The 11,503-nt window shown below is 42.6% G+C and carries 11 protein-coding genes, 2 tRNA genes and 1 rRNA gene; 5 read left to right on the top strand and 9 right to left on the bottom strand.

Going from position 1 to position 11,503, the window contains the following annotated elements; genetic code table 11:
- Positions 1–95 precede the first annotated feature (95 nt).
- The 3 genes from MHI35_RS02800 to MHI35_RS02790 all read right to left on the bottom strand — a co-directional run bounded on the left by MHI35_RS02800 (position 96) and on the right by MHI35_RS02790 (position 1,987).
- Positions 96–1,644, bottom strand: a 16S ribosomal RNA gene (locus MHI35_RS02800).
- Positions 1,645–1,825: 181 nt separating this feature from the next.
- Positions 1,826–1,899, bottom strand: a tRNA-Gly gene (locus tag MHI35_RS02795).
- A gap of 11 nt (positions 1,900–1,910) precedes the next feature.
- A tRNA-Arg gene (locus MHI35_RS02790) sits at positions 1,911–1,987 on the bottom strand.
- A 368-nt stretch (positions 1,988–2,355) separates the two neighbouring features.
- Here MHI35_RS02790 and gltP point away from each other — a divergent pair.
- Entirely contained in the window at positions 2,356–3,606 is a 1,251-nt protein-coding gene (gltP, locus tag MHI35_RS02785) for a glutamate-aspartate/proton symporter GltP (RefSeq protein ID WP_144523745.1), read from the top strand.
- Positions 3,607–3,644: 38 nt separating this feature from the next.
- Here gltP and MHI35_RS02780 read toward each other — a convergent pair whose 3' ends face one another.
- Both MHI35_RS02780 and MHI35_RS02775 read right to left on the bottom strand, forming a co-directional pair.
- Positions 3,645–4,664, bottom strand: a complete 1,020-nt coding sequence (locus MHI35_RS02780; protein ID WP_211064433.1) for a S66 family peptidase — start codon at positions 4,662–4,664, stop codon at positions 3,645–3,647.
- 72 nt (positions 4,665–4,736) lie between these two features.
- On the bottom strand, positions 4,737–5,612 hold the full coding sequence (locus MHI35_RS02775; protein ID WP_012009051.1) for a DMT family transporter: 876 nt from the start codon (positions 5,610–5,612) through the stop codon (positions 4,737–4,739).
- A 294-nt stretch (positions 5,613–5,906) separates the two neighbouring features.
- Here MHI35_RS02775 and MHI35_RS02770 point away from each other — a divergent pair, with 294 nt between their 5' ends.
- Both MHI35_RS02770 and MHI35_RS02765 read left to right on the top strand, forming a co-directional pair.
- Positions 5,907–6,632: an AzlC family ABC transporter permease gene (locus MHI35_RS02770; protein WP_088000241.1), complete on the top strand. Its 726-nt coding sequence runs from the start codon at positions 5,907–5,909 to the stop codon at positions 6,630–6,632.
- Entirely contained in the window at positions 6,629–6,949 is a 321-nt protein-coding gene (locus MHI35_RS02765; RefSeq protein ID WP_211064434.1) for an AzlD domain-containing protein, read from the top strand. The genes MHI35_RS02770 and MHI35_RS02765 overlap by 4 nt, the downstream gene beginning before the upstream one ends.
- A gap of 36 nt (positions 6,950–6,985) precedes the next feature.
- On the opposite strand, the gene MHI35_RS02760 is transcribed toward MHI35_RS02765, so the two are convergent.
- The 3 genes from MHI35_RS02760 to MHI35_RS02750 all read right to left on the bottom strand — a co-directional run bounded on the left by MHI35_RS02760 (position 6,986) and on the right by MHI35_RS02750 (position 9,126).
- Complete coding sequence (locus tag MHI35_RS02760) at positions 6,986–7,648, bottom strand: O-methyltransferase (protein ID WP_211063265.1); 663 nt, start codon at positions 7,646–7,648, stop codon at positions 6,986–6,988.
- A gap of 148 nt (positions 7,649–7,796) precedes the next feature.
- Positions 7,797–7,982, bottom strand: coding sequence for a CsbD family protein (locus MHI35_RS02755; RefSeq protein WP_012009048.1), 186 nt, complete (start codon positions 7,980–7,982; stop codon positions 7,797–7,799).
- Positions 7,983–8,136: 154 nt separating this feature from the next.
- Positions 8,137–9,126, bottom strand: a complete 990-nt coding sequence (locus MHI35_RS02750; protein WP_144468952.1) for an aldo/keto reductase family protein — start codon at positions 9,124–9,126, stop codon at positions 8,137–8,139.
- Between the two features lie 198 nt (positions 9,127–9,324).
- Between MHI35_RS02750 and MHI35_RS02745 the strand changes: the two genes are divergently transcribed.
- Together MHI35_RS02745 and MHI35_RS02740 are read left to right on the top strand one after the other, a co-directional pair.
- Positions 9,325–10,218 carry a LysR substrate-binding domain-containing protein gene (locus tag MHI35_RS02745; protein WP_335349735.1) on the top strand — a complete coding sequence of 298 codons (894 nt, stop codon included), beginning with the start codon at positions 9,325–9,327 and terminating at the stop codon, positions 10,216–10,218.
- 121 nt (positions 10,219–10,339) lie between these two features.
- The gene (locus tag MHI35_RS02740; protein WP_211063266.1) at positions 10,340–10,891 is read left to right on the top strand and encodes a GNAT family N-acetyltransferase; all 552 of its coding nucleotides are present in this window, start codon (positions 10,340–10,342) and stop codon (positions 10,889–10,891) included.
- 4 nt (positions 10,892–10,895) lie between these two features.
- Here MHI35_RS02740 and MHI35_RS02735 read toward each other — a convergent pair whose 3' ends face one another.
- The gene (locus MHI35_RS02735) at positions 10,896–11,483 is read right to left on the bottom strand and encodes a LysE family transporter (RefSeq protein ID WP_144522292.1); all 588 of its coding nucleotides are present in this window, start codon (positions 11,481–11,483) and stop codon (positions 10,896–10,898) included.
- Positions 11,484–11,503: the final 20 nt, after the last annotated feature.

Raw genomic sequence — 11,503 nt, 5'->3', positions numbered from 1 at the left:
AAAGAACAATCCTGTCTCGCTAGAGACATGTTTTGAAGGAATGATCCTTCAAAACTAAACAAGACCAAAACGCACGCTGCTCCATATATCCTTAGAAAGGAGGTGATCCAGCCGCACCTTCCGATACGGCTACCTTGTTACGACTTCACCCCAATCATCTGTCCCACCTTCGGCGGCTGGCTCCATAAAGGTTACCTCACCGACTTCGGGTGTTACAAACTCTCGTGGTGTGACGGGCGGTGTGTACAAGGCCCGGGAACGTATTCACCGCGGCATGCTGATCCGCGATTACTAGCGATTCCAGCTTCACGCAGTCGAGTTGCAGACTGCGATCCGAACTGAGAACAGATTTATGGGATTGGCTAAACCTTGCGGTCTCGCAGCCCTTTGTTCTGTCCATTGTAGCACGTGTGTAGCCCAGGTCATAAGGGGCATGATGATTTGACGTCATCCCCACCTTCCTCCGGTTTGTCACCGGCAGTCACCTTAGAGTGCCCAACTAAATGCTGGCAACTAAGATCAAGGGTTGCGCTCGTTGCGGGACTTAACCCAACATCTCACGACACGAGCTGACGACAACCATGCACCACCTGTCACTCTGTCCCCGAAGGGAAAGCCCTATCTCTAGGGTTGTCAGAGGATGTCAAGACCTGGTAAGGTTCTTCGCGTTGCTTCGAATTAAACCACATGCTCCACCGCTTGTGCGGGCCCCCGTCAATTCCTTTGAGTTTCAGTCTTGCGACCGTACTCCCCAGGCGGAGTGCTTAATGCGTTAGCTGCAGCACTAAGGGGCGGAAACCCCCTAACACTTAGCACTCATCGTTTACGGCGTGGACTACCAGGGTATCTAATCCTGTTCGCTCCCCACGCTTTCGCTCCTCAGCGTCAGTTACAGACCAGAGAGTCGCCTTCGCCACTGGTGTTCCTCCACATCTCTACGCATTTCACCGCTACACGTGGAATTCCACTCTCCTCTTCTGCACTCAAGTTTCCCAGTTTCCAATGACCCTCCCCGGTTGAGCCGGGGGCTTTCACATCAGACTTAAGAAACCGCCTGCGAGCCCTTTACGCCCAATAATTCCGGACAACGCTTGCCACCTACGTATTACCGCGGCTGCTGGCACGTAGTTAGCCGTGGCTTTCTGGTTAGGTACCGTCAAGGTGCGAGCAGTTACTCTCGCACTTGTTCTTCCCTAACAACAGAGCTTTACGATCCGAAAACCTTCATCACTCACGCGGCGTTGCTCCGTCAGACTTTCGTCCATTGCGGAAGATTCCCTACTGCTGCCTCCCGTAGGAGTCTGGGCCGTGTCTCAGTCCCAGTGTGGCCGATCACCCTCTCAGGTCGGCTACGCATCGTCGCCTTGGTGAGCCATTACCCCACCAACTAGCTAATGCGCCGCGGGTCCATCTGTAAGTGACAGCCGAAACCGTCTTTCATCCTTGAACCATGCGGTTCAAGGAACTATCCGGTATTAGCTCCGGTTTCCCGGAGTTATCCCAGTCTTACAGGCAGGTTACCCACGTGTTACTCACCCGTCCGCCGCTAACATCCGGGAGCAAGCTCCCTTCTGTTCGCTCGACTTGCATGTATTAGGCACGCCGCCAGCGTTCGTCCTGAGCCAGGATCAAACTCTCCGAGGTATGCAGGATGCATATCACACATGCGTTGCTACACGATGTAGCGAACTTAGCATGTGATCATTTCCTGCCTCGTCAGCGTTTGACTGACTACCTATGAAACATCATAGGATTTTTTTATAAAAACTCGAATTAACAGGTACGTTTTGTCTTGTTTAGTTTTCAAAGATCATATTTCAAAAAATGGAGCGGGTGATGAGAATCGAACTCACGACATCAGCTTGGAAGGCTGAGGTTTTACCACTAAACTACACCCGCGTGGTTTGTATTGGCGCGCCCGAGAGGAGTCGAACCCCTAACCTTTTGATCCGTAGTCAAACGCTCTATCCAATTGAGCTACGGGCGCTTAATCAGGCGACTTAATTATCTTAACATATCGTTTTTATCAAGTCAACATCTTTTTGAAATTTGTTTGTCGCATGTGTTTGAATGTCTTTGTTTCAAATACGTCATCAGCGACGAATAAAAATATACCATGGATCACATAAAAGGGTCAATACATTTTTCTAAAAAGTTTCATGTTTTTTAAGAAGTTGTTTTTTCTTAGATAAATAGAGATGCGATAGCCCTATTTTCTTCTCTTTCTTCATAATTCTAATGATTCTTAAATAAAATCTTTCTAAATCCAAAGGAGGACAAAACATGGTCACATAGAATTTTTATTTATTGGAAAATTCTTAAAATTTTCCAAGCATTTAAAGGGGGTAGGAGATGATGAAAAAGTTCGTCGCTTTTCAAATCATGATCGCTTTGGTGATAGGAGCTCTTATCGGCCATTTTTTTCCTGACTTCGGGATGGCCCTCAGGCCAATCGGAGATGGGTTCATCAGATTAATTAAAATGATCGTTGTTCCTATCGTTTTCTCTACCATTGTGATTGGTGCAGCTGGCAGTGGTGGTATGAAGAAAATGGGCAGCCTAGGATTAAAGACGATTATTTGGTTTGAGGTCATCACAACCATCGTTCTAGGAATTGGGCTATTGCTGGCCAATGTTCTAAAGCCTGGCGTTGGCCTCGACTTCTCTAAATTAGCTAAGAAAGATATTGGTGATTTAGATGGCTATACACAGAAAGTGGTCGACTTTAAACAAATGGTACTCGATATCATTCCAACGAATATCGTCGATGTCATGGCTCAAAATGATTTACTTGCTGTCATTTTCTTCGCCATATTATTTGGTGTAGCCGCAAGCGGCATCGGTAAGACATCCGCTCCTGTTCTCAACTTCTTTGAATCAGTCGCACAAATTATGTTTAAACTAACGCAGATGGTCATGGTGACAGCACCTATTGGAGTGCTTGCATTAATGGCTGCTTCCGTTGGTCAATATGGCATTGTGTTATTAATCCCAATGATGAAGCTTGTTGGGACTGTATTTTTAGGATTATTCATTATTCTCTTTGCTTTGTTCCCTCTAGTCGCACTGATCTTCCGTTTTAACTACTTCGAAGTTTTAAAAATGATTTGGGATTTGTTCTTGGTCGCCTTCTCTACTACAAGCACAGAAACTGTCCTTCCTCAGCTTATGTCGCGAATGGAGAAATACGGCTGTCCGAAAAGAATTGTCTCCTTTGTCATTCCATCTGGTCTTTCTCTCAATTGTGATGGATCCAGTTTATATTTATCAGTTTCCTGTGTGTTCCTTGCACAAGCGTTTGGTGTCGACATGAGTTTGTCACAGCAGCTTTTGATGATGCTCGTTCTTGTGTTAACGAGTAAAGGGATTGCAGCGGTGCCATCCGGTTCACTCGTCGTACTTTTGGCAACCGCCCATGCAGTAGGTCTTCCAGCAGAAGGCGTCGCCATTATCGCCGGTGTCGATCGAATTATGGATATGGCACGAACAGGTGTGAATGTTCCAGGTCATGCCGTTGCATGTATTGTCGTATCGAAATGGGAGAAAGTATTCCGCGAGTCTGCTTGGGAAGTTCCAAAAGCAGGTGAGGAAACAAAAGGGATGTAATGTTATATGAAGGAAAGGGATTCTCCCCTTTCCTTTTCTTATGATAAAAATGCTTGCTTTAAGACCGCTTTGCCTTGAGGTTGCAACTGTACTTCTGCATATGCGCCATTAATCAGCGTCATTTGCGGCGGGACATGCCCACAATCTATATCGTAAAAAATGGGGATTTGTAATTCCTTATGCAATTCTTCATATACATCCTGATACTGATACCCTTGCACAGGCACATCTACTGCACTTCGCCCAAACATAATACCTGAACAGTGATCAAACCATCCTGCTAGTTTTAATTGAACAAGTGATCTCTTCACGCTTGCAGCATTTAATTCGCAGTTTTCGAAGTACCAGAGAATTGGTTCGTCTTTTAAGAATGTTTTTTGAAAGGCTTTAACGTCTCCGAAAGGCGTCCCCGCTAAGTGGCGAATGACATCAATACAGCCGCCCATCAGTCTCCCCTTTACCATTTTTTCTTGTCGATCAACCGTATGCCATGCGGTCGGTTCTGTTAAATGAAAAACATGTTCAATCGGATTGTCGAACTGCCATTCCTTTTGATACATAGATGAAGAATATTGGTTGATGTCCATTTCCCCTTTTGTTGAAAGTACTTCTTCCCACATGACAGTCGTTTGATCAAGATTTTCTCCCCGAAGGTCTATTAGGTTCGGCCCATGCGCAGTAGCAATGCCTGTTTTTAATGTCAACGCGAGCAGGAGTGCACTCGTATCTGAATAACCAAGAATCCACTTTTTTTGCATTGATGAGAAATCAAGGTGCTCTAGCACTTCCATCAGGAGCTGCCCTCCCCATGGCGGGATGATGTGATCAATCTCATCACATGTCATCATGTACTGAAGCTCCTTTGCTCGTTCTACCGCATGTGCAGATTTCGCCTTTTCCTGCTTCCAGACCGTCTCTCCACACATGACATCATATCCTCTTTTTTCCATTCGTTCGCATGAAAGCCGAAACATGTCATGCAAAGATGGCTGTACACCTGAGGACGGTGCTGTGACGCCAATCGTTTGTCCTTTTTGTAATTGTGGAAATTGTATCATCCTATTTCCCTCCATCCTCTCTCAATCTCTCATTTATAAAGAAGATGCCCCTATTACAAGGGACATCTCCTTTTATTCCTTTTGACGCAGCACAGTATAGACACCTGCGAAGATACATAGAATGCCAATGAATGAGCGTAAACCCATTTCTTCTCCCAAAAGCAGCCAGCCAAGAATGGCACCTACGATCGGTTGAAAGAAAAAGAACAGCCCACCGCTTGAGGCATCCATTAATTGAAGCCCTCTATTCCATAAAAAGAATGCTAAAGCGGTTGAGATGATACCTAGATAAAGAATACCGCCCCAAATCTCCGGCCTTGCCATCTGTTCTACATCTAGATGAGGTAAACGAAATAATACAGGCGGTGTTAAAACAATGAATGCAATGATGATCGCATATGTGGTTGTCACCACCTGAGGGTACTTTCCTGGAACACGTTTGAGCAAAACAGACATCAGCGCCCATGTTAAAGCAGCGAAGACCAATGAAAGACCACCGACAAATTCATCTGTCTGTACTGCCACTGGTCCAATCATGAGCCATACACCTGCTGTAGCAAGCAGGATGGATGCGCACTTTCGAACAGTCATCGCTTCTTTTAATAGAAAGAAAGCAAACAGCACCATAAACGCAGGAGTTGCAGATGTAATAACAGCCCCCATTTGTGCAGAGGTATACATCGTCCCAATTTCTTGGGTCACGATTGAAAGGAAATTTCCGATCAGCCCAATCAACACCATAAGCGGGATATCTTTTTTATCTAATTGAAAGGAATAGCCCAAGCGCCAAATGGTAAACACCAAAACGATTCCTGCTATAGCATATCTCATCCAGACGAGCTCAAGTGGCGGGACAACCGCTACTGTTACTTTGACAACAACATACATGCCGCCCCAAATACTTGCTGCGATTGCTAGGTAAAGGGCGCCTATATATTTTTCATTCATCATTTTCCCTCCGTTATTGGATATTTTGAGTAACATATCCACAAACGGAGATCACTCTCCGTTATGGACGGAGGGCATTTGGAACATCATGTTCAAACAAAGGTTTCCACAGCATTGTCGTCACTCCAATTATTTTTATTTTCTGATACTTTATAACAAATTCTGGTTGACTTCAATCCTTTTTGTACCTTTTTTCTTCATATAATAGAAGATAATCGGCTATTGACATGCTGAATTCGTTTTCATATAGTAATTAAAACTATAGGTCGTCATGCAGAAAAGGAGTAGAGGTCGTTGGATATTGAAGCTAGAAAACCTATTCCCCGCACGGAACATGAACCATTTCTCGAGGGAATAAAAGATTGTGTGCCAACCCTGCTTGGTTATATGAGTATCGGGTTTGCCTTTGGAATTGTTGGAATTAGTGCACAGTTGAGCTTATGGGACATTGCACTTCTAGCAATCTTTATTTATGCAGGTGCTTCACAGTTTATTATCTGTGCACTGCTTGTCACGGGAAGTCCCCTTTCCGCTATTATTCTCACTACATTTATTGTGAATCTGCGTCATTTATTACTCAGTCTGACGCTGGCCCCTCATTTTACACGCTACTCTTTAAAACAAAATATCGGATTCGGTCTATTGCTGACTGATGAATCCTTTGGCGTAGCCATGAATAAATTAGCTCAGCATGGAAAGCTAAATAACCGGTGGATGCACGGGCTGAACATAACAGCTTATTTGTGCTGGATTGCTGCCTGTGTACTTGGCGGCATTTTTGGACATTGGATTTCAAATCCTGAAGCACTTGGTCTTGATTTTGCCCTTTCCGCTATGTTTGCTGCACTGCTGGTTCTTTCTTTACAAACTGTGCCTAAAAGTAAGTTAACCCATCGTCTGTCACTTGTTTTGTATATGGTCGTTGCGATGTTTGTCCTGCTTCACTTTGTTCCCTCACACGTGGCTGTGCTGTTAGCCACCATGATTGTCGCAACCATTGGGGTGGTGACAGATAAATGATTAGTAGTTTTATGATGTGGCTCATTCTCGGCTGTATGGTTGTCACCGTGATTCCAAGGGTCGTTCCCTTTATATTTGTTCGAAGTATCGAGCTGCCTGAAGTGGTGCTTAAGTGGTTATCGTTTATTCCCATTTGTATCTTTACGGCTTTGATTGCAGAGCATTTGTTCATTCATACCACAACGGGCGTCACCATTCACTGGATGTACCTTGCTGTCTTGGTTCCGACTGTCGTGATCGCTGTTTGGACAAAGAGCTTGTCACTTACTGTTCTTGTAGGCGTCATGCTGATGGGAACTGCCAGATGGTTTTTCTAAAAGAAAAAGCTTAACCGTATGTGGTTAAGCTTTGTTTCATTTTACGATTCCGTATACAAATCCATCGTAACCCTTTTCACCAACAGTTTGAATGGCTGTAGCCTCTATTCTTGACTCTTGTTTGAGTAAATTGAAAAGTTCACGAGTTCCTTGCACTCGTTCATCCTCATCAGAGTCATGAAGGACTGCTCCATTTCTCACGACATTGTCTGCAATAATGACTGTTCCCTTTTTCGAAAAATGTAACGCCCACTTTAGATATTTCGGATTGTTCGGTTTATCTGCATCAATGAAAATCAAATCGAATGGAAGCACATCCCTCTCTTTTAACTGAGGTAGCGTATCCAATGCCTTTCCTTGCAAAATGCTTACCCGTTCCGATAAGCCCGCTCTGCTGATGTTTTGCTGCGCGATCTGTACATGATGGCTGACAGCCTCTAATGTGATGAGTTCTCCATCCTCTTCAAGAGCACGCGCCAACCAAATGGTACTATATCCACCGAGTGTCCCGATCTCTAAAATACGCTTTGCATTCTTGGTTTTTGCTAATAAATAAAGCATTTTCCCTTGAGCTGGTGACACATCAATTTCTGGCAGACCTGCTTGCTTATTATGAGTAAGAGCTTGCTCCAAAACATCATCTTTAGGAATCAACTTGTCTGTGACATACTCGTCAACTTTCTCCCACACTTGCTTCATCTCATCCATCTCCCTTGATCATGTCTTCTGTTATAAGTCTACATGATGATAGTGAGCGCGTATAATCAATTCTTTTCACACATCTATTCATTTTATTGATGAAAGACATGTCATGATGGAGACATGAAGCTGTGTCATGTTTTCGAATTTACTCGTTCAGGTGATTTTTCAAATCCCCTTTTTTATCTTGAAGCTTTCCTTTGGCTTGATCCTTTTTCCCTTCTGACTTCAGTTTTTGATGATCTGTTGCTTCGCCAAGCTTCTCTTTCAATTGACCTTTGGCTTGATTTGTTTTTCCTTTTGCTTTATCCATATGTCCTTTTTCTTCACTCATTTGTTCCACCTCCACATTTGATACTATTCATTTAGCCTTTTTGACAAATACAAAACATCTGAATGTGCGATCCCATGAAACTACAGCAACAAGAAAATCCAGCCAAGGTCGGCTGGATTAAAAAATAATGATCTATAAGATAGACTTAAAAGCTTTAACCTGTTTTACTCTGATCGTACTCGACCAGATCACCTAGAATTTCATCAATTTGATTCATCAATTCAGCTTCAATTTTCACCTCAGATGCTAAAGCATTCTCCCTCACCTGTTCTGGACTAGAAGCACCGATAATTGCTGCAGAAACGTTCTGATTTTGCAGTACCCATGCTATCGCAAGCTGAGCGAGAGTAAGATCAACCTCTTGTGCGACAAGCTTAAGCTTTTGGATCGCCTCTAAGGTGTTATTATTCATCCAGCGTTGAGCAAGGTTTTTAAAAAAAGGTTTTCCAGCAGTTGAGTTAGCACGTGAATTAGTCGGAAGTGATTTTCCAGGGAGGTACTTTCCAGTAAGGATTCCCTGGGCCAAAGGCGACCATACGACCTGCCCAAGTCCTTCACGCTGGCAGGTCGGTATTACATCACTTTCAATGATTCTCCATAACATGGAGTATTGAGGTTGGCTGGCGATTAGAGGAACATTTAGCTCTCGGGCAAGCACTGCCCCTCGAGTAATTTGTTCTGCTGTCCACTCACTTACACCAATATAGTTCACTTTTCCCTGTCTTACTAGATCAGCAAAAGCTAGCATCGTTTCTTCCAGAGGCGTAGTTGGATCAAACCTGTGTGCATAGTAAATATCAATATAATCCGTTTGTAAACGTCGCAAAGAGGCATGACAGTTTTCCATGATATGCTTGCGTGATAATCCTCTATCGTTTTTCCCAGTACCGGTTGGATGACATACTTTTGTACAAAGTTCAATGCTTTCACGCCGGATCCCTTTTAAAGACCTGCCTAGTATCTCTTCAGCCTTGGTGTCTGAATAAACATCAGCAGTATCAAACGTCGTAATACCAACATCAAGAGCAGCTTTCACACAATCATGGGCAGTTTCTTCATTTATCTTACCACCATGATTAATCCAATTGCCGTATGCAAGTTTACTAATTGTTAATCCACTATTTCCAAGTTTACTATACTTCATAACAATGTCCCCCTTTTGAAAGAATACTTTCATTATAAAAAGAGGCCGTTAATATGTATAATATATATATTTGGATAGATATATATATATTTTATATAATTAAAATAGTTCCATTAAAAAGCGCAAGACTGTTTAATAACAATCCTTCTTCATCATTTTACACAATAAGCAAGTATGAAATTTACTGGGGGCTTAAAGATGGATCTGAGACAAATACGGTATTTTATAATGGTTGCTGAAGAACTAAATTTTAGCCGAGCAGCTGAACGTCTTAAAATGGCACAGCCTCCATTAAGTCAAGAAATTCGCAAATTAGAAGAACAGTTAGGTGTTACGCTTTTTCATAGAACGAGAAGACAGGTTGAACTTTCAGATTCGGGGAGAGTATTTTTAGAAGAAGCCCGCCGTACGCTCCTTCAAGTAGATAGAACGATTAAAGCAACACAACTTGCAGATGACGGAAAAATAGGGCATTTAACGATCGGTTTCGTTGATTCTACTGATATTGTGATTGATATTATTAAAAGGTTTCGAGAAAGTTTCCCTAACATTCATCTTGTCTTATGCGAAATGGCTACAGAACAGCAGTTAAAAGCACTACATAAGAAAGAAATTCAAATAGGATTTATTCGTTCTAACCAAAATAATAAGATACTCACCTCAGAAATCTGTTGTGAGGAATCATTAAGCTTGGTTTTGCCAGAAAACCATCCTTTAGCTTCATTTCCCAAAGTTCCAATTCATTTATTAGCCAATGAACCATTTATTATGTTTCCGCGTCATCTAGGTGCTGCATTTTACGATTTAATTATCAGTTACTTTTGGGAAAATAACATAAGTTTAAACGTAGTTCAGGAAGCTATTCAAATGCATACGATTGTAAATTTAGTTGCTGCAGGAATGGGAATCTCTGTCGTTCCATCCTCAGTAGAAAGCGTAAAACGCTCAGGGGTTGTTTATAGAAAAATCCAAGAAACGACACCAAGAGTAAATTTATATGTTTCATGGAGACATGATGAAACGTCAACCGTCGCTGAGCACTTTTTAACAGTTGTGAGAGAAGCTTATTTAACTTCTCAGTCTAAATCATGAGAATCCAGCCAGAGCCTGCTGGATTAAAAAATAATGTTTTATAAGACAGGCTTAAAAGCTTTCACCTGCTATGTACACGTTTCAGGTATGATAGACATAACGAAAAGAAGGGTTGTGTTCTATGATTATCACTGAAAACATATTTACTGTTCGTGACTTGACCTATCGTATTCGGTCTGCTGCAATTGGCGATGCCAAGCAGTTATCAGCGCTCAGGCTGAAAATTGATGGTGAAACAGAATATTTGGACCGTGAACCAGGCGAAGCCTTTCTTCATGAAAAAGATTTCGAGGTGTTGATTCAAGAGGATACCAAACAAAGCAGGCATTTATTTTTGGTCGCTGATATTGAAGGAGACATTGTTGGTTTCTCAAGATGTGAGGGACATTCACTCAAACGCTTTGCTCACAAAGTGACTTTTGGCGTCGCCATTCAAAAGGATGTTTGGGGCTATCACATTGGCAAAGAGCTTTTAGCCGCTTCTATTGACTGGGCAGATCAGCAAGGCATTCAGAAGATGTCACTTGAAGTGCTGGAAACGAACAAAAAAGCCATTCGCTTATATGAGCACCATGGCTTTCTGATTGAAGGGGTATTAAAAAATGATAAACGTCTGGCAGATGGACTTTATTACAATACTGTTGTGATGGGCAGGCAGCGGCCAAGCTTCTGACGCCTTACATGACATAGCCCCATACCATTGAAACCGCACTGTAAATTAGAAGCAGCCCCATGACATACTGGAACGGTCTTTCGTAAGCAGTCAAAAACCGCTTATACAAAGAGCCAAATAGGCTCCAGCTGAATGTACCGAGAAAACCAATAAGTGCGAGAATCAGCGTCCATATGACATACTGCATATTAGATTGTCCATACGGCAAAACAAATGTTGAAATCACGGTCAATCCATACAAAATCGCTTTTGGGTTGATAAATTGCAGCATCATACCAGGGACAAAATGATTGTAACGATCAAGTGTTTCGTCATCCCCGCCTTTACTTTTCATGATTTTGACCGCTAAATAAATCATGTATGCAGCTCCGATGAACGCCATGACCCAGCCTATTTTCGGCATCACTTGATAGAGAATGATATTAAAAAAGCAACTCAAACACAAAATAACGAGAAATCCGATACCCACACCTAAACAAAAACGAAATGTTTGCTTAATCCCATATTTATTCGTAAAGACCATGGCCATGATATTGTTTGGCCCTGGGGTAAAGCTACTTACAAAAGCATAGATCAACATAGAAAGAATCAAAGTTGCCGCCTCCCTTGTAC

The organism is Bacillus sp. FSL K6-3459, assembly GCF_038003305.1.
GTDB classification, from domain to species: domain Bacteria; phylum Bacillota; class Bacilli; order Bacillales; family Bacillaceae; genus Bacillus; species Bacillus pumilus_O.
The sequence above is the reverse complement of the archived record's forward strand: the minus strand, read 5'-3'. Positions and strand labels throughout refer to the sequence as shown.

Bases quoted from the DNA above. Each gene is read 5' to 3' on its own strand.
- gltP (WP_144523745.1), top strand. From the start codon at position 2,356: ATGAAAAAGTTCGTCGCTTTTCAAATCATGATCGCTTTGGTGATAGGA.
- MHI35_RS02780 (WP_211064433.1), bottom strand. From the start codon at position 4,664: ATGATACAATTTCCACAATTACAAAAAGGACAAACGATTGGCGTCACA.
- MHI35_RS02775 (WP_012009051.1), bottom strand. From the start codon at position 5,612: ATGAATGAAAAATATATAGGCGCCCTTTACCTAGCAATCGCAGCAAGT.
- MHI35_RS02765 (WP_211064434.1), top strand. From the start codon at position 6,629: ATGATTAGTAGTTTTATGATGTGGCTCATTCTCGGCTGTATGGTTGTC.
- MHI35_RS02760 (WP_211063265.1), bottom strand. From the start codon at position 7,648: ATGAAGCAAGTGTGGGAGAAAGTTGACGAGTATGTCACAGACAAGTTG.
- MHI35_RS02755 (WP_012009048.1), bottom strand. From the start codon at position 7,982: ATGAGTGAAGAAAAAGGACATATGGATAAAGCAAAAGGAAAAACAAAT.
- MHI35_RS02750 (WP_144468952.1), bottom strand. From the start codon at position 9,126: ATGAAGTATAGTAAACTTGGAAATAGTGGATTAACAATTAGTAAACTT.
- MHI35_RS02745 (WP_335349735.1), top strand. From the start codon at position 9,325: ATGGATCTGAGACAAATACGGTATTTTATAATGGTTGCTGAAGAACTA.
- MHI35_RS02740 (WP_211063266.1), top strand. From the start codon at position 10,340: ATGATTATCACTGAAAACATATTTACTGTTCGTGACTTGACCTATCGT.